A 19,492-nucleotide genomic window follows, 5' to 3' on the forward strand; every position below is an offset into this window, starting at 1 on the left:
GGCTCGGGGGGGCTAGGGCATGGCGATGGGGCCGCGGCTGGATCTGCGGCAATCCCAGTCGCTGGTGATGACGCCGCAATTGCAGCAGGCGATCAAGCTGCTGGCGCTCTCCAATCTGGAAATCGAGACCTTTATCGGGGATGCGCTGGACGCCAACCCGCTGCTGGAAATCGGTGCGCCCGCCGCCGACACGCCGGGCGAGGCGCAAGAAGAACGCCGCACCACGCTGGAAAGCTCACCCATCGATCAGTTGATCGGCGAGGGCCGCGCCAGCGAGGATCGCCCGCTCGACATCGATGCGGGCGCGCTGGATGTCGACCGCGACACCGGCGATTCGGGCTTTGACACGCCCTCCCCCGCGTCCGAATCCCTCTCGGAAGGGCCCTATGATGGCCCTTATGACGGGGAGGCGATCATCGCCTCGGGCGGCGAAGGCCCCTCCATCGACGATCATGGCGGCAGCGGCGCAACGCTGGCCGAGCATCTCCACGCCCAGATCGGCGCCGAACTGGGGCTGGCGGGCGAAGAGGCCACGCGCACCGGCTTTATCGCCCGTTTCCTGATCGACCAGCTCGATGAGGCCGGTTACCTGCCCATCCCCCTGCCCGAACTGGCCGAGGATCTGCGCGTGCCTGTGGAAGAGGTGGAGGCAGCCCTCGCCCTCGTGCAAGCGCTCGATCCCACCGGTGTCGGCGCGCGCAGCCTGTCGGAATGCATCGCGCTGCAGGCCCGCGAGGCGGACCGCTACGATCCGGCCATGGCGCGGCTGATCGACAATCTGGACCTTGTGGCGCGCGGCGAATTTCCGCGCCTGAAACGCATGTGCGGCGTCGATGACGAAGACCTCGCCGACATGCTGCGCGAACTTCGCGATTACGATCCCAAGCCCGGCCTGCGCTATGGCAGCACCGGCGGCGAGCCGGTGGTGCCCGATATCCTCATCACCGCGCGCACCGATGGCGGCTGGATGGTGGCCATCAACCAGGCCACCCTGCCCCGGCTGATGGTCAACCGCAGCTATTACGTCGAGATGCGGCGCGGCTGCGACGACAAGGCGGGCAAGGGCTGGCTGTCGGAAAAGCTGGCCGATGCCAATTGGCTGATCAAGGCGCTCGACCAGCGACAGAAGACCATCCTGAAAGTCGCCAGCGAAATCGTGAAGCAGCAGGACGGCTTCTTCCGCCATGGCGTCAGCCATCTGAAACCCCTCACCCTGCGCGCCGTGGCAGAGGCGGTGTCGCTGCATGAATCGACCGTCAGCCGCGTCACCTCGAACAAATATCTCAATTTCGCGCGCGGCACGTTCGAGCTGAAGTATTTCTTCACCTCGGGCGTGGCCTCCTCCGATGGCGAGGGCGCGGTCTCCGCCGAGGCGGTGAAGGCCGCGATCAAGCAGTTGATCGATGCCGAAGACCCCAAGAAGATTCTCTCCGACGACACGCTGGTCGATCTGCTGAAAGAGCGCGGCTTCGATCTGGCCCGCCGCACCGTGGCCAAATATCGCGAGGCGATCGGGCTGGGCTCCTCCGTCCAGCGGCGCCGGCAAAAGACTTTGGCCGGAAAGCGTTAGGGTTCGGCCTATCCGCCCAAGTACCTAAGCCGAAATGGCTATCCGCTTATAGGAAAAACTCACTTTCACGCACCGCATTTCGTGATACGTTATGACTTATCATGAGAGGCCCCGTCAGATGGGCCAGATAGGAGCGGTGCAATGACTTATGTGTCGTCACACGCCAACCCCCGCCAGCGTATGGCCGTTCTGGCCAGCGTCGGGCTTATCCATGCGATCGGCATCTATGCGCTGGTCAATGGACTGGGCGGGGTCATCGTCACCATGATCACGCGGGCCAATCCACAGGCCCGCAACATCGAGGTGCAGATGCCGCTGCCCCAAACCATCCCCACGCCCAAACCGGCGCCCGAAACGCCGCTGACGGTTCCCGATACGAAAATCTCGCTCATCCCCCTACCACGCCCCACCTTCGATCCCCTGCCCACGCCTTTGCCCAGCACCCTGCCGACCACCATCGGCAATGGCATCGGCGACACAAATCTCGTACCCCTGCCGCCCGCTCCTCCGGTGCATCGCCTCGATCCGGTGGCCGCAAAGCCGCTCGGCCAGCCGGGCACCTGGGCCAGCGCGGAGGATTACCCCTCGCTCGATCTCAACAGCGGGCATGAGGGCACCACCCGCTTCAGCCTGACCATCGGCGCGGACGGGCGGGTCAGCAGTTGCACCGTCACCAGCTCCAGCGGCTGGCCGGGGCTGGACAATGCCACCTGCAAGCTGATCACCCGCCGCGCGAAGTTCAGCCCGGCGCTGGATGAAAGCGGGCAGCCGACTGCGGGAGGGTTCGCCAGTGCGGTGCGGTGGGTGGTGCCGCGTTAAGGGGATCAAGAAAGGGTAAGTGCGAGGGGGTTACCCCCTCGCGCTCCCATGAATGTCTACGTTGCGCACAGGGTTCGGCAATAGAGTGACGACGCTGCGTTGACGATTCTCTGCCTGCGGCGCCCTGGGTGGCGCGGGTGGAGAGGTTGGGCGCTCGGCTTCGGAGCCACTGCCCTCTCGTCGGGAGACGTAACGGGGTGCAGGGGCGATGGCCCCTGCGTCTTCCTTTTCTTAACCCTTCCCGCCTACATCCCGAACACGATGTTCATCCCTGGCCCCAAACTGACTCAGGTCTTTGCCAGCCGCTGGAAGGCGCTGCTGTGGGCGGCGAGCATTCTGGCCACGGCCTATTTCTTCATCCCGAAACAGGGTGAGGACAACGCTCAGCAGGATGCGCAGGCGGCCTCCATAGCAAGGCAGATCCTGCCGGCGGACACGCCCGCGCCCACCAGCACGCAGGCCTCGCCATGGGCGCTGCCGGACAGTTCCAGCAGCGCCGGGCATTGATCGCTCAGCGCGTGGGGACGGGCACCTCACCGCTGTAATCGTAGAAGCCGCGGCCCGTTTTGCGGCCCAGCCAGCCAGCCTCGACATATTTCACCAGCAGGGGCGCGGGGCGGTATTTGCTGTCGCCGGTGCCCTTGAGGAACACGTCCATGATCGCCAGCACGGTGTCGAGGCCGATGAAATCCGCCAACTCCAGCGGGCCCATCGGGTGGTTGGCGCCCAGTTTCAGGCCCTTGTCGATGTCGGGGATGCTGGCGGTTCCGGCGCCGAGCAGGAAGATCGCCTCATTGATCATGGGGATCAGGATGCGGTTGACCACAAAGCCGGGCTCGTCCTGGGAGAGGACGACCTGCTTGCCCATCGCCTCGCCCAAGGTTTTGGCGCGCGCGGTGGTCTCGGCGCTGGTGGCCAGGCCGGGGATCACCTCGACCAGTTGCATCACCGGCACGGGGTTGAAGAAATGGAGCCCGATAAAGCGCGCCGCATCGGGCGAGGCCTTGGCCATGCGCGTGATCGAGATCGAGGAGGTGTTGGTGGCCAGAATGGCATCGGCGGCCAAATGGGCGCCCGCGCTTTCGAAGATCTTCAGCTTGATCTCTTCGCGCTCGGTGGCGGCCTCGATCACGAAGGCGGCTTCCGACAGGCGGGCCAGATCGCCGATGGGGATGATGCGGTCGACGATGGCCGCGGCATCGCCCACGGAAATCTTCTCCTTGGCGACCAGCCGGTCAAGCGATTTGGCGACGGTGCCCTTGCCCTTCTCTGCCAGATCGAGCGCGGTGTCGGACAGTAAAACCTTATACCCCGCCTGCGCAGCGCTTTGCGCGATGCCGCGCCCCATCTGCCCGGCACCGATCACTGCTATTGTCTGCATCGCTCAATCCTGACTGACGCCGGCATCGCCCCGGCTGGCACCGGGCACCCATAGCACATCGCCCTGCGCTTGCGCATTGATCGCGCGCGCCAGAACGAAGAGATAATCGGACAAACGATTGATATAGGCCAGAGCTTGCGGATTGATCGGCGTTTCAGCACTCAGCGCCACCATCGCCCTTTCAGCGCGGCGAGCGGCAGCGCGGGCGACGTGAACCCTTGCGGCACCTTCATCCCCACCGGGCAGGATAAAGCTGGTGAGCGCGGGCAGGTTGTCATTCAGAGCATCCATTGCGCGTTCCAGCCAGCCGGTCTGGGCCGCCACCATGCGCAGCACCATGGGGGATGGCGTAAAATCCTCGCCCTCCCCATTTCTTGCAGGCGTCGCCAGATCCGCGCCCAGATCGAAGAGATCGTTCTGGATGCGATGCAGCGCGGCGTGATGATCAAACACGACCGCGCAGATGGCCAGACCGATGGCGCTGTTGGCCTCATCCACCGCGCCGATGGCCTCCATGCGGGCGTCATGCTTGGCCACGCGCGAGCCATCGACCAGCCCGGTCGTGCCATCGTCCCCGGTGCGGGTATAAATCTTGTTCAGCTTGACCAAACCATGCTCCTATCGACTGGCCGCCAGCAGGATCACAACCACCAGCACGGCCAGCCCCTGATACTTCACGCGGGCGAACATCATTTCATTCTGCCGCAGTTGAGACGGGGTCGGGCCTTCACCGAACTCGCCGCGATCCAAGGAATCGCGCGAAGCCTGCAGAAAGGCCACCACGCCGCGCACCAGCGAAAACACGACATAGCCCATCAGCACGACGATGATCGGCACCAAAAACCATTTCGGCATGACCTTCTCCTCTCCCCTTATGGCCGGGGTTCGTAGGATGCTACGCCCGTGGAGAGCGAAAGGCCAGCGGGCAGGCGGCCCTCTCGCAGGGCCCGAGCCAGCGCCGGGCCATCCTCTCCTGCAAGGCGCCTGTCTGCCAGAGAGGGGGCATCGCGCCGCTTGGCCAGCTTGCGGCCATCGGGCTCGACCAGCAGGGCGTGGTGGTGCCAGCACGGCACGGGCAGGCGCAGCAAAGCCTGCAACAGCCGGTGGACATGGCTGGCCATGAACAGATCGGCCCCGCGCGTGACCAGCGTGATGCCATCCGCCGCATCGTCCAGCGTGGCGGCGAGGTGATAGGAGGCTGGCGCCTCTTTGCGCAGCAGCACCACATCGCCGAACAGCTCGGGGCGTGCCTGTTGAGGCCCGGCGATGTCATCCTCCCACACCAGCGACCCGGCCAGAGCGACAGCGCGCGTCATATCCAGCCGCCATGCCGCGCCCTGCGTGTCGACATCACGCCCCCGGCAGGTGCCCGGATAGATCAACCCGTCGGGGCCTTGCCGCGTGGCCGCCGCCGCGATCTGCGCGCGGGTGCATTGGCAGGGATAGAGCAGGCCCATCGCCTTGAGCCTCTCACCGGCCGCCTGATAGGTGGCGAGACGGTCCGACTGGCTCACCACCGGCCCGTCCCACACCAGCCCGAGCCAGCGCAGATCCTCCAGCGCCTGCTCGGCCAGATCGGCGCGGCTGCGCGTGCCGTCGATATCCTCGATCCGCAGCAGAAATTCGCCGCCGCGCGCGCGGGCCAGATCATGCGCCACCAGCGCCGCATAGGCATGGCCCAGATGCAGCGGGCCATTCGGGCTGGGAGCAAAGCGGGTGCGGATCATCTTGCCTCCTTCCTGTGGATTACCGCGCTTGGCAACCACCGCCTGTCGATTGTCAGCCCTCGCAAGGGCTTGACCTGAGCGCGCTGGAGGTGTTCATTCCCTTCATGACCTGTCGTCAAACCGTCACGACCAACTGTCACAAGAGGCCATGCTCAAGGCGGAGCTGATAGAGCGCGCGGCCCGGTTCCGCAGCGCGGGGGATGATCCCTCCCGGCATTTGCACGATTGCCCTGCACTTGTCTTGAACGCTGATTTCACCCCGCTTTCCTACTATCCCCTCAGTATCTGGCCATGGCAGACGGCGATAAAAGCGGTCTTCCTCGAAAGAGTGGACATCATCGCGCATTACCAGCGCGAAATTCACTCCCCCAGTTTCCAGATGCAACTGCCCTCCGTGATCGCGCTGAGGCAATATGTAAAACCCTCTGAATTTCCTGCCTTTACCCGGTTCAACGTCTTCCTTCGCGACCGGTTCTCCTGCCAATATTGCGGCAGCCCCAACAACCTCACCTTCGATCACGTGAACCCACGGCGCCTTGGCGGCCGCACCAGTTGGGAAAATATCGTCGCCGCCTGCTCGCCCTGCAATCTGCGCAAGGGCGGCCGCACCCCAAAGCAGGCCCATATGCCGCTGCTGGTGCCCCCCATCCGACCCACAAGCTGGCAATTGCAGGAACGCGGTCGCGCCTTCCCGCCCAACTATCTGCATGAGACATGGCGGGACTGGCTCTATTGGGATGTGGAGCTGGAGGCTTAGGTTTTTCAGGAAGTCTGGAAGAAGGATAGATGCGAGGGTGTTACACCCTCGCGCTCCCATTAATGTCTGCGTTGCGCATCGGGTTCGGCCTTGCGCCCAGATTGCCGCGCCGCAGGCTTTCAAAACGATAGAGCAGCTTATCGCGGCATGATGCCTGCCTGCGGCGCCCTATACTGTGCAGGTGGATAGTCTGGGCACCACGATGCGGCACCCCCGCCCTATCGTCGGAAGACGTTCTGGGAGCGCGAGGGGGTAACCCCCTCGCACCTTACTTTTCTTCTTTCCCCAACCTCTTCAACTCATAGAGGATATCCAAAGCCTCTCGCGGCGACAGCGCATCCACGTCCAGCCCTTCCAGCCTGTCACGCAACGCATCGACCGCTTCCGGCTCCGGCTCGGCCATCATGGAGAACAGGGGCAGATCGCCCAGCCCCGCCGCGATCCCGCCCGTTTGCTGGCGGGCTTTTTCCAGCTTGGCCAGCACCGCCTTGGCGCGCGAGACCACCGGCGCGGGCACGCCTGCCAGACGCGCCACAGCCAAACCATAGGAGCTTTCCGCCGGGCCGCCGGTCACTTCATGCAGCAACACCAGATCACCCTTCCACTCGCGAGCGCGAACGTGGTGAAGGGTCAGGGCCTCGCAGCTTTCGGCCAAGCGGGCCAGCTCATGGTAATGCGTGGCGAAGAGGCAACGGCAGCGGTTGGCGCCATGCACGGCTTCCGCCACGGCCCATGCCAGCGCAAGGCCGTCGTAGGTGGAGGTGCCGCGCCCCACTTCGTCAAGGATCACGAAGCTGGCGGGGGTGGCCTGCTGCAGGATAGCGGCGGTTTCCACCATCTCGACCATAAAGGTCGAACGCCCGCGCGCCAGATTGTCCGAGGCGCCGACGCGGCTGAACAGGCGATCAACCAAGCCGATACGAGCACGCTGCGCGGGGACATAGCCCCCCGATTGCGCCAGCAGCACGATCAGCGCGTTCTGGCGCAGGAAGGTCGATTTACCGCCCATGTTCGGGCCGCCCACCAGCCAGAGGCGATCGCGCGGGGAAAGCGCGCAATCATTGGCGACGAAGCGCTCGCCCTTGGTTTTCAGCGCGGCCTCCACCACCGGGTGGCGACCGCCCTCGATCTCCAGCATGGTGTCGCTGGTGATGATGGGGCGGCACCAGCCGTCCTCTGCTGCGCGGGTGGCTTGCGAACCCGCCACATCCAGACGCGCCAGCGCCATGGCAGTGTTCGCGATGGCATTGCGCGCCGAGACTGCGGCGGTGATCAGCTCCTCGAAATGGGCTTCCTCGGCCACCAGCGCATGGCCGCCCGCCTCGGCGATACGGCTGGCTTCCTCATGCAGCGCGAGGGCGTTGAAGCGCATGGCGCCCGCCATGGTCTGGCGGTGGGTGAAGGGCGAGTCCGGCGCCATCAGCGCGTCGGCGCGACCGGCGGGGACCTCGATAAAGTAGCCCAGAACACCATTATGCTTGATCTTCAGCGCGGCGATGCCGGTTTCATCGCGATATTTGGCCTCCAGCGCGGCGATGGCGGCGCGGCCATCGCGCGAGATGCTCCGCAACTGGTCGAGATCGGCGTCATAGCCCTGAGCGATATAACCGCCCTGCCCGCGCTCGGTGGGCGGGGTGGCGATCAGCGCGCGGGAGAGCAGGTCGACCAGCGCGCCATGGCCCACCAACTGTGGCAACAAGGCCTCGGCCAGCATCGGACGGAAGGTCTGGCCGCCCAGATGCTCGGCAAGCTGTGCGGCGCCTGAAAGACCATCGCGCAACTGCCCCAGATCGCGCGGGGAACCACGCCCGGCCACCACGCGGCCCAACGCGCGGCCCACGTCGGGCAGGGCGCGCAGGATGCGGCGCAGATCCTCGCGCAGCAGCGCATCCTCCACCAGCCAGCCGACCAGATCGAGGCGGGCTTCAATAACCCCCGCATCGGTCAGCGGCGCGGAGAGGTCTTCGGCCAGCAGGCGGGCGCCTGCCCCGGTCACACAGCGGTCCACCGCCTCGACCAGACTGCCCTTGCGCCCACCCTGCGCGGAGGAAAGGATTTCCAGACTGGCGCGGGTCGCCTCATCCATGGCCAGATGCGCCTCACCCACGCGGGCGACAGGAGGCAGCAGCAGCGGCAGCTTGCCCCGCCCGACATGATCGAGATAGGCGATCAGCCCGCAGGCAGCCGACAGCATCGCGCGGGTAAACTGGCCAAAGCCATCCAGAGTCGCCACACCATGCACACCACACAACCGCTGCTCACCGCCATCGCTGGAGAACTCATGCGGTTCGCGCAGGATGGTTTCAAACGGGGCCAGCGCCCAGCCGGAGGGCGCCACCAGCTCGCTCGCGCCCAGACGGGCCAGCGCCGCGCCCATGCGTTCGGGGGTACATTCCTCCAGCTCCATGCGGCCGGTCGAGATGTCGCAGGCGGCAATGCCGATCACGCCGCGCACCTCGCAGACGGCGGCCAGCACATTGGCGCGGCGCGGCTCCAGCAGGGCTTCCTCGGTCAGCGTGCCCGCCGTCACGAAGCGCACGATGTCGCGCATCACCAGCGCCTTGGACCCGCCGCGCTTTTTCGCCTGCTCGGGCGTTTCCACCTGCTCGGCGATGGCGACCCGGCAGCCGCCCTTGATCAGCCGCGCCAGATAACCTTCCGCCGCATGCACCGGCACGCCGCACATGGGGATCGGCGCGCCCTCATGCGCACCGCGCGTGGTCAGCGCGATATCGAGAATCTGCGATGCCAATTTGGCATCGTCAAAGAACAGTTCGAAAAAATCGCCCATCCGGTAAAACAGCAGGGAATCGCCCGCCTGTGCCTTCAGGGTGAGATATTGAGCCATCATGGGGGTGGGTGCGTCGGTCATCGGCGCAACGGTTAGCGCGTTAATCGCAATCGTGGAATGGCAGCCATCCAAGCTTTCCCCTATCGGATGGCGGCCATCTTGGTTAGGGCATGTGCGACAGAGGAGAAGAATTGGTGTCTGACGAAAGCAATGTCCGTTTCACCGAGCGCGAGGCGCTGTTCTACCACAGCACAGGCCGCGCGGGCAAAATCGAGATCATCGCCTCCAAGCCGATGGCGACGCAGCGCGACCTGAGTCTCGCTTATTCGCCGGGTGTGGCTGTGCCTGTCGAGGCCATCGCTTCTGATGCCTCTTGCGCATACGATTACACCGCCAAGGGCAACCTGGTGGCGGTCATTTCCAACGGCACCGCCATTCTGGGCCTGGGCAATCTGGGCGCGCTGGCCTCCAAGCCGGTGATGGAAGGCAAGTCGGTTCTTTTCAAGCGCTTCGCCGATGTCGATTCGATCGATATCGAGCTGAACAGCGAAGACCCCGACGCTCTGATCGAAGCCATCGCCATGATGGAGCCCACTTTCGGCGGCATCAACCTCGAGGACATCAAGGCGCCCGAATGTTTCGTGATCGAGCAGACTCTTCGTGAGCGCATGAACATCCCGGTGTTCCATGACGACCAGCATGGCACCGCGATCATCGCCGCCGCCGGCATCATCAACGCCTGCCTGCTCACCAACCGCAAGCTGTCGGACATCAAGGTGGTGGTGAACGGGGCTGGCGCCTCGGCACTGGCCTGCACCGCGCTCATCAAGTCGCTGGGCGTACCGCATGACAATGTGATCGTCTGCGACCGCAGCGGCGTCATCTATCGCGGCCGCGACAAGCTGGACCAGTGGAAGAGCGCGCATGCCGTGGAAACCCCGCATCGCACGCTGGAAGAGGCGCTGGTGGGCGCGGACGTGTTCCTGGGCCTGTCGGCCAAGGGCGCGCTGCCCAAGTCCTATCTGATGACCATGGCCGCCGAGCCGATCATCTTCGCCATGGCCAACCCCGATCCCGAGATCACCCCGCCCGAGGCCAAGGAAGCCCGCCCCGACGCCATCGTCGCCACGGGCCGTTCGGACTATCCGAACCAGGTCAACAACGTGCTGGGCTTCCCCTTCATCTTCCGCGGCGCGCTCGATGTGCGGGCCACCGCGATCAATGAGGAGATGAAGATCGCCGCCGCCCATGCCATCGCCGAGCTGGCGCGCATGCAGGTGCCCGAGGAAGTGGCCGTCGCCTATGGCACCAACCACAGCTTCGGCCGCGACTACATCATCCCCGCCCCCTTCGACCCGCGCCTGATGGAGGTGGTGCCCGCCGCCGTCGCCAAGGCCGCGATGGACACCGGCGTGGCCCAGAAGCCGATCGAGGATTTCGACGCCTATCGCCTGCAGTTGAAGTCGCGCCTCAACCCCACGACCTCGGTGCTGACGCAAGTCTATGCGCAGGTGAAGCAGAATCCCAAGCGGGTGATCTTCGCCGAGGCCGAGGACGAGGTGATCCTGCGCGCCGCGATCCAGTTCCGCGATTTCGGCTATGGCACCCCCGTGCTGGTGGGCCGCAGCGACATCGTGAAGGACAAGCTGAAAGAGCTGGGCGTGGACCATCCCGACGCTTTCGAAATCCACAATGCCGCCGATTCGCCGCATGTCGATGCGATGGGCACGCTGCTTTACGAGCGTCTGCAGCGCCGTGGCTATCTGGAGCGTGACGTCAAGCGCATGGTCAACCATGACCGCAACGCCTTTGCCGCCGCGCTGCTGAAGCTGGGCGTGGGCGATGCCATGGTGACCGGCATCACCCGCCCCTATGCCCAGACCATGCGCGATGTGCGCCATGTGCTGGACGCCGCGCCGGGCCGCCTGCCCTTCGGCATCCATGTGCTGGTGACCAAGGACAAGACCGTCTTCCTGGCCGACACCACCTGCCATGAGCGCCCCTCCTCGGAAGAGCTGGCCGTCATCGCCAAGGAAACCGCCGGTTTCGCCCGCCGTCTGGGGCATGAGCCGCGCGTCGCCTTCGTCTCCTATTCCACCTTCGGCAATCCGACCGGCAAGTGGCTGGAGCCGATTCGCGGCGCCATCGGCATCCTCGACCAGGAAAAGCAGAGCTTCGAATATGAGGGCGAGATGGCGCCCGATGCCGCTCTGAATCCTTCGGTGATGAAGCGCTATCCCTTCAGCCGCCTGACCGCGCCCGCCAATGTGCTGATCTTCCCCGGTCTGCAATCGGCCAACATCGCGGCCAAGCTGCTCAAGGAACTGGGCGGCAATGCCACCATCGGTCCGGTGCTGCTGGGCATGGAAAAGCCGGTGCAGATCGTGCCGATGACCGCCATCGCGCCCGACGTGCTGACGCTGGCGCTGCTGGCTGCTTCGGAAGTCGCCGGTTAAGGCCATGGGGCCATGCGGGGGTTTCGCGCCCCCGCATGGCCCTTTGCTTTACGCCAGCGCCATCAGGCTGGCATTGCCACCTGCCGCCGTGGTGTTGATCGAGATCGACACCTCCTCCACCAACCGGTCGAGGTCATAGGCGGGGCCATTCCCGCCTTGCAGAGCGACATGCACGGGCACGATGGCGCCGGGCCTTGCGGCCATGTCCTGCTGGGCCTGCAACACGGCTGAGGCATCGCCTTCCACCAGCAGACCGGCCAGATCGCCGCCAGCGTGCACCGAGAGACGCGCCGCCACCGGGGCGGGCAGGTCCGAGGGGATGGCGATCCCCTGCACCACACCATCACAGCCACCGGCCAGCACCGCCGCGATCTGGCGATAGAGGCCCTGAACGCTCTCGGCCCGCAGCAGGATGCGCCCGCGCGGATGCAGGCTGTAGAGGTTGCGCTCGCCCACCGGGCCCGGCAGCTCTTCCTCGCGGCCCAGCGGAGAGGCGATGCCGCAGGCCAGCGCATGCGCCGCCGCGGCCTGCTCGCCATGGGCTTCCAGCCAGCTTGCGAAGGCCTGCAAGGCGGGGTTGGACTGGTTCTGCGTCAGCGCTTCGGCATTCTGCTTCACCAGCCGCCCCAGGTAGAGCGGCCCGCCGGCCTTGGGACCGGTGCCCGACAGGCCTTCGCCCGCCGAACGGCTGCACGCCCACCACCGCGCCAATCATGTTGCGGTTGACGTAGAGGTTGCCGACCTTGGCGCGCCCGCTCACATGGGCGATGGTTTCATCGATCCGCGTATGCATGCCCGAAGGTCAGGCCGTAACCGGTGGCGTTGATCGCATCGACCAGCGCGTCCAGGCCTGTGCGCGGCGGTAGCGCACCACGTGCAGCACCGGGCCGAAGACCTCTCGCTTCAGCTCGTCGATGCCTGTCGAGTTCGATCAGCGTGGGCGGCACGAAGGTGCCATGCGCGCCGTGTCTTCCGGCAAATCGAGCCGTTCCACCCGGTGGCCTTTGGCCTGCATCGCGTCGATGTGGCGTTCGATGCCGGCTTTGGCTTCGTCGTTGTCGATCACCGGGCCGACGTCGGTCGACAGGCGCTCCGGGTTGCCCATGCGGCATTCGGCCATCGCGCCGCGCAGCATCTGCAGCGTGCGGTCGGCCACGTCTTCCTGCAGGCACAGCACGCGCAGCGCCGAGCAGCGCTGGCCGGCGCTGTCGAAGGCGGAGGCCACCACGTCGGCGACCACCTGTTCGGTCAGCGCCGAGGAGTCGACGATCATCGCGTTCTGGCCGCCGGTTTCGGCGATCAGCGGGATCGGACGGCGTGCCATCCGGCGACAGGCGCTGGGCCAGCTGCTTCTGGATCAGCCGCGCGACGTCGGTGGAGCCGGTGAACATCACGCCCGCCGTATGCTCGGCCCCGACCAGCGCCGCGCCGAGGCGGTTTCGCCCTGCCCCCGGCAGCAGCTGCAGCACGCCTTGCGGAATGCCGGCTTCCAGCAGGATGCGCACCGCCTGCGCGGCGATCAGCGGGGTTTGCTCGGCCGGCTTGGCCAGCACGCGTGTTGCCGGCCGCCAGCGCGGCGGCCATCTGGCCGGTGAAGATCGCCAGCGGGAAGTTCCACGGGCTGATGCAGACCACCGGGCCCAGCGGACGGTGGCTGTCGTTGGCGAAATCGTCGGGCACCTGGCCGGCGTAGTAGCGCAGGAAGTCGACCGCCTCGCGCACTTCGGCGATGGCGTTGTGGAGCGTCTTGCCCGCTTCGCGCACCAGCATGCCCAGCAGGCTCGGCAAACGCGCCTGCATCGCATCGGCGGCGCGTTCCAGCATGGCGGCGCGGCGCTCGACTGGTACCTGCGCCCAGTCGGACGTCGCAGCGCGCGCAACGGCGAGCGCGCGCCTGACTTCGCCTTCGGTGGCTTCACGCACGTAGCCGACCACATCGCCCGGCTCGGCCGGGTTCGTCACCGGCCTTGCCGTGCCCTCGGCGCCCGCCTGCCAGGCGATGGCTTGCGCTGTGTCGGGCGCGCAGAGCTTCGTTCAGGCTTTCCAGCGTGGTCTCGTTGGACAGATCGAGACCGCTGGAGTTAGTGCGTTTCTGCGCCGGACAGCTAGCGCGGGCGGATGCAGCGGGATGCCGTCATGCCCCTGCCCCGGCTGCGGCATCGCCAGCACCTGCGCTCACCGGATCGGCCACCAGCTCGTCGAGCGGCAGCGTGGCATCGGCGATGCGGTTGACGAAGGAGGTGTTGGCGCCGTTTTCCAGCAGGCGGCGCACCAGGTAGGCCAGCAGCGTTTCGTGCGTGCCGACCGGCGCGTAGATGCGGCACGGGCGGTTCAGCTTGCCGTCGGCCCCCACCACCTGCTCGTACAGCGGCTCGCCCATGCCGTGCAGGCACTGGAACTCGTACTGGCCCGGGTAGTAGTCGTTGCCCGGCCAGATGGTAGATCGCCGCTCAGGGTGTGGGCGTTGTGGGTGGCGAACTGCGGGTAGACCGCATCAGGTTCGGCGCCCAGCAGCTTGCGGGCGCAGGCCAGGTAGGAAACGTCGGTGTAGACCTTGCGGGTGTAGACCGGGATAGCCTTCCAGGCCGTCCACCTGGGCGCGCTTGATCTCGCTGTCCCAGTAGGCGCCCTTCACCAGGCGGATCATCAGGCGGCTGGCGGCTGCGGCGCGCCAGGTCGACGATCTAGTCGATCACGAACGGGCAGCGCTTCTGGTAGGCCTGGATCACGAAGCCGATGCCGTTCCAGCCGGCCAGCTCCGGCTCGAAGCACCAGGCTTCTCCAGCAGATCGAGCGAGATCTCCAGGCGGTCGGCCTCCTCGGCGTCGATGTTGATGCCGATGTCGTACTGGCGCGCCAGCAGGGTCAGCGACTGCAGGCGCGGGTAGAGCTCTTCCATCACGCGGTCGTACTGCGCGCGGCTGTAGCGCGGGTGCAGCGCGGACAGCTTGATCGAGATGCCCGGGCCTTCATAGATGCCGCGGCCGTTGGAGGCCTTGCCGATGGCGTGGATCGCCTGCTGGTAGGAGCGGCCAGGTAGCGCTTGGCGTCTTCTTCGGTCAGGGCCGCTTCGCCCAGCATGTCGTAGGAGTAGCGGAAGCCTTTTTCTTCCAGCGCGCGCGGGCGGTCCAGCGCTTCGGCGATGGTTTCGCCGGTCACGAACTGCTCGCCCATCAGGCGCATCGCCATGTCCACGCCTTTGCGGATCAGCGGCTCGCCGCTCTTGCCGATCAGGCGCGTGAGGGCGGCGGCAAAACCGCGATCGTCGACGCTTTCGACCAGCTTGCCGGTGAACAGCAGGCCCCAGGTCGCGGCGTTGACGAACAGCGACGGGCGTCGCCGCCCAGGTGCGCGTGCCAGTTGCCGTTGCTGATCTTGTCGCGGATCAGCGCGTCGCGGGTGGCGGTTTGTCGGGAATGCGCAGCAGCGCCTCGGCCAGGCACATCAGCGCCACGCCTTCCTGGCTGGAGAGCGAAAACTCGTGCATCAGCCCCTCGACCCCGCCGCCCTTCGGTTTCGCCCGCAGCGTGGTGACCAGTTGGCGCGCGGTGGCGGCGGATTGGTCCTGCACGTCCGGCGTCAGCGTGGCCTGTTCCAGCAGCGGGGCGAGGCACTCGGGCTCGCTGCGGCGATAGGCTTCGGTGATCGCGCGGCGCAGCGGCGTGGGCTGGCGAACGGGCGGGGCGAAGGCGGCGAAGGGCCCAAGGTCGGCCAAAGGAGTCTGGGTCATGGCATCAGCCTTATGACAAGGGCTTGCGGCGATCCGACTTTAATGCTGGCCAGATCGCCACGAAAGGACTTATTTGAGGGCCCGCAGAAGGACGTATCGACCATGCCGCAGCCCGAAACAGTCGATCTGGATGAGTTCGACCGCAAGATCCTGACGATCCTGCGGCAGGACGGGCGGATCACCTTCACCGATCTGGCGGAGAAGGTCGGGCTTTCCAAGACGCCCTGCCAGCAGCGGGTGCGGCGGCTGGTGGCCAGCGGGGTGATCGTGGGCTTTCGCGCCATCGTCGATCCGGCGCGCATCGGGCTCGACCATGTGGCCTTTGCCGAGGTCAAGCTGTCCGACACGCGCGAGGCGGCGCTGAACGAGTTCAACGCGGCGGTGCGGCGCATTCCCGAGGTGGAGGAATGCCATATGATCGCAAGCAGCTTTGACTATCTGCTGAAGGTGCGCACGGCGGATATTCGCCGCTATCGCTCGGTGCTGGGCGAGAAGATTTCCAGCCTGCCGCATGTGGCCAGCACCTCGACCTTTGTGGCGATGGAAACGGTGCGCGAGTCCTCGCGTTGAGTGCCGGGCATGCTAGGCTGCGCCCCATGATGGACAGACGATCGATCCTTGGCGGCATGGGTGGCGCAATGGCCGCGCTGGCCTGGCCGCAAACTGCCCTGCCGCACGGGGTATCCGGCTTGCCGCTGCGGCTGCATCCCGGCGATACGGTGGGGCTGATCGCGCCCGCCAGCTCCGATGACGAGCCGATGCATCTTGAAACCGCGCAGGCCACGGTGCGCGGCATGGGGCTGGTGCCCAAGCTGGGGCGGCATGTGTCGGACATCTGGGGCTATTTCTCGGGCACCGACAAGGATCGCGCCGACGACATCCATGCCATGTTCGCCGATGACAGCGTGCGCGCCATCTTCTCGATTCGCGGCGGCTGGGGCAGCGCGCGGCTGCTGCCACTGCTCGACTGGGATCTGATCCGGGCGCATCCCAAGCTGCTGATCGGCTCCAGCGATGTGACGGCGCTGCATCTGGCGATCGCGGCCAAGGCGGGCTTTCCCTCGATCCATGCGCCCAATGTCAGCAACCGCTGGGAGGCCGCGAGCTGGAACAGCCTGTGGCGGCTGGCCTTCACCGGCGAAACGCCCGTGCTGGGCGAGGTGGCGGAAGCCGATCGCGCGGCGGATCGCTGGCGGATCACCACGCTGCGCCCCGGCAAGGCGCAGGGGCGGCTGCTGGGCGGCAATCTCTCGGTGCTGACATCGCTGGTGGGCACGCCATGGCTGCCTGACTTCGAGGGCGCGATCCTCTTCATCGAGGATGTGGGCGAGCCCGAGTACCGCATCGACCGGATGATGAGCCAGTTGGCGCTCTCCGGCCTGCTGGGCAAGCTGTCCGGCGTGATCTTCGGGCAATGCATGCGCTGCAACGCCAATGTGCCCAATTACGCGGGCTTCACCGTGCCCGATATTCTGGGGCAGTATCTGACGCCACTGGGTGTGCCCGCCTTTTCCGGCGCCAACATCGGCCATATCGCCAATCAGTTGAGCCTGCCGGTGGGTGCCCAGGTGGAAATGGACGCCGAGGTCGGGACGATCAGGGTTTTGCAGCCGGTGGTGGGCTAGGAGCGGACGCGGCTTTGGCAGCCTCATCCTTATAAAGCTGCACGCGCTCCTCCTGCTCGGCCACAGGCGGCACTTTCAGCGCCTGGCGCACGGCGTCGGAGATCACGGTGCGGTTATAAGGCTCCTGCGTTGCGGAAGGACCGTCCACCCGCAGATATTGCGTGCCCAGCACCTGCGGCTGACGGATGCTCTGAAGATAGCGGTCCAGTGTGGCCCCGGCGATCCAGATCGCCGAGGGCATGCCCCTGGCCACGGCAACCATCGCCAGCAGATGGGCCTTCAGAAAATCCTCCGGCTTGCTGCCATGCTGGAAGACGAAAGCCGCGCCATTATAATCCTCGGCGCTGTGCAACTGGCCGGAATCGAGCAGTTCCTGCGTGCGCTTGCGGCGTTTTTCATCGGCTGGCTCGACCACAGACCAGTCAATCCTGGAGGCATCCCCTTGACGGACAGCCTGATCGGCCTTGAAGATCGCGGTCATTTCGGGATTGGTGGGGTAGGTAAACGCCAGCGCATAGGTCCGCTTGCTGTCCCATGGACCAAGCGCTGCCGGATGCGGCTTGCTGCGCGTGAAGTGAAAGGGCTCCCAACCCAGGCCGAGCACTTTGTAGGACACATCGATATGGTTGGCATCGACCCGGTACAGGTGCAGCACATCCGGTCTCGCTCCCGGCCGCGGATCATCGAAGGTGACGTCGAGATCGCCATCGACCTTGCGGATATCGCGCGCTTTGCGCCTGACCACCGGCCCGGTCAGATCGGAAAAGCTGCTGCCATCGGCAAGCAAGTCGTAAGGTCTGACCCACGTCACGGCCATCCCATCGGGAGCCTTGGCGATCTCCAGCCGGAAGATCGTGGTTCCTCCGGCATCCAGATCCCAGCTTCCCGTCAGGTCAGCAGCAGGAACAGATACCGGAGCGACAGCGAGCACAAAAGGCAGCAGTGCGATCATGACGCAATGCTGCCTCTTCTTGCACCGGAAGACAATCGGATTTGTCTTCGTAATGGCGCCAGTTTATTTCAAAGCCTCGTTTAAGAACAGACTCTACTTACTTGCGCCGGAAGCGGAAGTACCAGACCTCATGGCCTTGTGCACGGGCCTTGGCTTCATAACGCGTTTCGGGCCAGCCGGCGGGGCGGTTCTGAAAATGGGCGGGCTCGGTCGCCAGCCATTCGAATTTGTCGGTGTGGCGGCGCATCACCATCAGCGCGTGGCGCAGATAGATCGGGTGATCGGTGCCGAAGCGGAACTCGCCGCCCGGCTTGAGCTTGGCGGCAAACATCTCGACCGGGCCGTCGTTCATCATGCGGCGCTTGGCGTGGCGCGCCTTGGGCCAGGGATCGGGATGGAGCAGATAGAGGAAGGACAGCGCCTCGTCCGGCACGCGGCGCAGCACCTCCAGCGCGTCGCCGTGATGGACGCGCGCATTGGGGATCGGCGGATGGGCGCCATTGTCGCCTGACAGATGAGTCAACGCCTGGGCCACGCCGTTGAGGAAGGGCTCGCAGCCGATAAAGCCGTGGTTGGGCAGCATGTCGGCGCGGCCCGCTATATGCTCGCCGCCGCCAAAGCCGATCTCGAAATGGAGCGGGCGGTCCTCGCCGAACAGGCGCTCCGCCGTCACCGGGCCCTCTTCGGGCACGGCGATCTGCGGCAGCAGCGTGTCGACCAGCCCCTGCTGGCCCTGACGCAGGGGTTTGCCCTTGGCGCGGCCATAGAGGCGGTTGAGCGTGGTGGGATCGCCGGGTTTGTTCGCAGTCATGGGCGCGCGGATGGCAGGAGAAGGCCCAAGGGTCAAGATTCGCGCGTCATCTGCCCGGAAACGCAAACGGCCCGCCGGGCAGGCGGGCCGCTGATTGTTCTGTCGAGAGGCCGGGTGCCTCAGGCCGCTTCGGCAGCCTCATCGGGATCGCGCAGCACATAGCCGCGGCCCCAGACGGTCTCGATGTAATTGTCGCCGCCGCAGGCATGCGCCAGCTTCTTGCGCAGCTTGCAGATGAAGACGTCGATGATCTTCAGTTCGGGCTCATCCATGCCACCGTACAGATGGTTGAGGAACATTTCCTTGGTGAGCGTGGTGCCCTTGCGGAGCGACAGCAGCTCCAGCATGGCATATTCCTTGCCCGTCAGGTGAACGCGGGCGCTGTCGACTTCCACCGTCTTGGCGTCGAGGTTGACGCAGAGCTTGCCGGTGCGGATGACCGACTGCGAATGACCCTTCGAACGACGCACCACGGCGTGGATGCGGGCGATCAGCTCTTCGCGATGGAAGGGCTTGGTGACGTAATCGTCGGCGCCGAAGCCGAAGGAGCGAACCTTCGAGTCCATCTCGGAAATGCCCGAGAGGATCAGCACCGGGGTCTGCACCTTGGCGACCCGCAGCTTCTTCAGCACGTCATAGCCGTGCATGTCGGGCAGGTTGAGGTCCAGCAGGATGATGTCGTAATCATAGAGCTTGCCCAGATCGAGGCCTTCCTCGCCCAGATCCGTCGAATAGACGTTGAAGCCCTCAGTCGTCAGCATCAATTCAATCGCGCGGGCCGTGGTAGGCTCGTCTTCGATCAACAAAACACGCATGGGTTACCCCCCTTGGCCCGACAGGTCAGGCACGGCCTGCACACATCACAGGATCGCC

Annotated in this window: 15 protein-coding genes and 1 pseudogene; 7 read left to right on the forward strand and 9 right to left on the reverse strand. The window is 65.6% G+C overall.

All coding sequences use genetic code 11. The annotated features are described in order from the left end of the window. Nucleotides 1-19 precede the first annotated feature (19 nt). From rpoN to ABDW49_RS17805, 3 genes are all read left to right on the forward strand, one after another. On the forward strand, nucleotides 20-1,570 hold the full coding sequence (gene rpoN, locus ABDW49_RS17795; RefSeq protein WP_343613563.1) for an RNA polymerase factor sigma-54: 1,551 nt from the start codon (nucleotides 20-22) through the stop codon (nucleotides 1,568-1,570). Between the two features lie 141 nt (nucleotides 1,571-1,711). After that, nucleotides 1,712-2,389: a TonB family protein gene (locus ABDW49_RS17800; protein WP_343613565.1), complete on the forward strand. Its 678-nt coding sequence runs from the start codon at nucleotides 1,712-1,714 to the stop codon at nucleotides 2,387-2,389. A 261-nt stretch (nucleotides 2,390-2,650) separates the two neighbouring features. Next, nucleotides 2,651-2,896 (forward strand): hypothetical protein, encoded by a 246-nt coding sequence (locus tag ABDW49_RS17805; protein ID WP_343613567.1) that lies wholly within the window; start codon nucleotides 2,651-2,653, stop codon nucleotides 2,894-2,896. 4 nt (nucleotides 2,897-2,900) lie between these two features. On the opposite strand, the gene ABDW49_RS17810 is transcribed toward ABDW49_RS17805, so the two are convergent. From ABDW49_RS17810 to gluQRS, 4 genes are read right to left on the reverse strand one after another with little or no spacing between them, the layout of a single operon-like run. Continuing rightward, complete coding sequence (locus ABDW49_RS17810) at nucleotides 2,901-3,770, reverse strand: 3-hydroxyacyl-CoA dehydrogenase NAD-binding domain-containing protein (RefSeq protein ID WP_343613569.1); 870 nt, start codon at nucleotides 3,768-3,770, stop codon at nucleotides 2,901-2,903. 3 nt (nucleotides 3,771-3,773) lie between these two features. Then, the gene (locus ABDW49_RS17815) at nucleotides 3,774-4,379 is read right to left on the reverse strand and encodes a cob(I)yrinic acid a,c-diamide adenosyltransferase (protein WP_343613571.1); all 606 of its coding nucleotides are present in this window, start codon (nucleotides 4,377-4,379) and stop codon (nucleotides 3,774-3,776) included. Between the two features lie 9 nt (nucleotides 4,380-4,388). Beyond that, entirely contained in the window at nucleotides 4,389-4,625 is a 237-nt protein-coding gene (locus tag ABDW49_RS17820) for a hypothetical protein (RefSeq protein ID WP_343613573.1), read from the reverse strand. 17 nt (nucleotides 4,626-4,642) lie between these two features. Beyond that, nucleotides 4,643-5,497: a tRNA glutamyl-Q(34) synthetase GluQRS gene (gene gluQRS, locus ABDW49_RS17825; protein WP_343613575.1), complete on the reverse strand. Its 855-nt coding sequence runs from the start codon at nucleotides 5,495-5,497 to the stop codon at nucleotides 4,643-4,645. 148 nt (nucleotides 5,498-5,645) lie between these two features. Here gluQRS and ABDW49_RS17830 point away from each other — a divergent pair, with 148 nt between their 5' ends. Beyond that, on the forward strand, nucleotides 5,646-6,254 hold the full coding sequence (locus ABDW49_RS17830) for an HNH endonuclease (protein ID WP_343613576.1): 609 nt from the start codon (nucleotides 5,646-5,648) through the stop codon (nucleotides 6,252-6,254). Nucleotides 6,255-6,522: 268 nt separating this feature from the next. On the opposite strand, the gene mutS is transcribed toward ABDW49_RS17830, so the two are convergent. Further along, nucleotides 6,523-9,126, reverse strand: coding sequence for a DNA mismatch repair protein MutS (gene mutS, locus ABDW49_RS17835; protein WP_343613578.1), 2,604 nt, complete (start codon nucleotides 9,124-9,126; stop codon nucleotides 6,523-6,525). Nucleotides 9,127-9,239: 113 nt separating this feature from the next. Here mutS and ABDW49_RS17840 point away from each other — a divergent pair, with 113 nt between their 5' ends. Further along, nucleotides 9,240-11,501, forward strand: coding sequence for an NADP-dependent malic enzyme (locus ABDW49_RS17840; RefSeq protein ID WP_343613579.1), 2,262 nt, complete (start codon nucleotides 9,240-9,242; stop codon nucleotides 11,499-11,501). A gap of 48 nt (nucleotides 11,502-11,549) precedes the next feature. Here the strand turns inward: ABDW49_RS17840 and putA are convergent. Continuing rightward, nucleotides 11,550-15,231 (reverse strand): annotated as a pseudogene (gene putA / locus ABDW49_RS17845) (trifunctional transcriptional regulator/proline dehydrogenase/L-glutamate gamma-semialdehyde dehydrogenase). Between the two features lie 102 nt (nucleotides 15,232-15,333). On the opposite strand from putA, the gene ABDW49_RS17850 reads away from it, so the two are divergent. Both ABDW49_RS17850 and ABDW49_RS17855 read left to right on the forward strand, forming a co-directional pair. Beyond that, the gene (locus ABDW49_RS17850; protein WP_343613581.1) at nucleotides 15,334-15,801 is read left to right on the forward strand and encodes an Lrp/AsnC family transcriptional regulator; all 468 of its coding nucleotides are present in this window, start codon (nucleotides 15,334-15,336) and stop codon (nucleotides 15,799-15,801) included. A 26-nt stretch (nucleotides 15,802-15,827) separates the two neighbouring features. Then, nucleotides 15,828-16,856 (forward strand): LD-carboxypeptidase, encoded by a 1,029-nt coding sequence (locus ABDW49_RS17855; RefSeq protein ID WP_343613583.1) that lies wholly within the window; start codon nucleotides 15,828-15,830, stop codon nucleotides 16,854-16,856. On the opposite strand, the gene ABDW49_RS17860 is transcribed toward ABDW49_RS17855, so the two are convergent. The 3 genes from ABDW49_RS17860 to ABDW49_RS17870 form a co-directional block, all read right to left on the reverse strand. After that, nucleotides 16,828-17,808, reverse strand: coding sequence for a hypothetical protein (locus tag ABDW49_RS17860; protein WP_343613585.1), 981 nt, complete (start codon nucleotides 17,806-17,808; stop codon nucleotides 16,828-16,830). The genes ABDW49_RS17855 and ABDW49_RS17860 overlap by 29 nt on opposite strands. Nucleotides 17,809-17,905: 97 nt before the next feature. Continuing rightward, nucleotides 17,906-18,619 carry a tRNA (guanine(46)-N(7))-methyltransferase TrmB gene (locus ABDW49_RS17865; protein WP_343613587.1) on the reverse strand — a complete coding sequence of 238 codons (714 nt, stop codon included), beginning with the start codon at nucleotides 18,617-18,619 and terminating at the stop codon, nucleotides 17,906-17,908. Nucleotides 18,620-18,738: 119 nt separating this feature from the next. Continuing rightward, nucleotides 18,739-19,434: a response regulator transcription factor gene (locus ABDW49_RS17870; RefSeq protein ID WP_068092971.1), complete on the reverse strand. Its 696-nt coding sequence runs from the start codon at nucleotides 19,432-19,434 to the stop codon at nucleotides 18,739-18,741. Nucleotides 19,435-19,492 lie beyond the last annotated feature (58 nt).

The sequence above is a fragment of the Novosphingobium sp. genome (assembly GCF_039595395.1).
GTDB lineage: Bacteria > Pseudomonadota > Alphaproteobacteria > Sphingomonadales > Sphingomonadaceae > Novosphingobium.

Coding starts and splice junctions, on each gene's coding strand:
- rpoN (WP_343613563.1), top strand. CDS start 20: ATGGCGATGGGGCCGCGGCTGGATCTGCGGCAATCCCAGTCGCTGGTG.
- ABDW49_RS17800 (WP_343613565.1), top strand. CDS start 1,712: ATGACTTATGTGTCGTCACACGCCAACCCCCGCCAGCGTATGGCCGTT.
- ABDW49_RS17805 (WP_343613567.1), top strand. CDS start 2,651: ATGTTCATCCCTGGCCCCAAACTGACTCAGGTCTTTGCCAGCCGCTGG.
- ABDW49_RS17810 (WP_343613569.1), bottom strand. CDS start 3,770: ATGCAGACAATAGCAGTGATCGGTGCCGGGCAGATGGGGCGCGGCATC.
- ABDW49_RS17820 (WP_343613573.1), bottom strand. CDS start 4,625: ATGCCGAAATGGTTTTTGGTGCCGATCATCGTCGTGCTGATGGGCTAT.
- gluQRS (WP_343613575.1), bottom strand. CDS start 5,497: ATGATCCGCACCCGCTTTGCTCCCAGCCCGAATGGCCCGCTGCATCTG.
- ABDW49_RS17830 (WP_343613576.1), top strand. CDS start 5,646: ATGCTCAAGGCGGAGCTGATAGAGCGCGCGGCCCGGTTCCGCAGCGCG.
- mutS (WP_343613578.1), bottom strand. CDS start 9,126: ATGACCGACGCACCCACCCCCATGATGGCTCAATATCTCACCCTGAAG.
- ABDW49_RS17850 (WP_343613581.1), top strand. CDS start 15,334: ATGCCGCAGCCCGAAACAGTCGATCTGGATGAGTTCGACCGCAAGATC.
- ABDW49_RS17855 (WP_343613583.1), top strand. CDS start 15,828: ATGATGGACAGACGATCGATCCTTGGCGGCATGGGTGGCGCAATGGCC.
- ABDW49_RS17860 (WP_343613585.1), bottom strand. CDS start 17,808: ATGATCGCACTGCTGCCTTTTGTGCTCGCTGTCGCTCCGGTATCTGTT.
- ABDW49_RS17865 (WP_343613587.1), bottom strand. CDS start 18,619: ATGACTGCGAACAAACCCGGCGATCCCACCACGCTCAACCGCCTCTAT.
- ABDW49_RS17870 (WP_068092971.1), bottom strand. CDS start 19,434: ATGCGTGTTTTGTTGATCGAAGACGAGCCTACCACGGCCCGCGCGATT.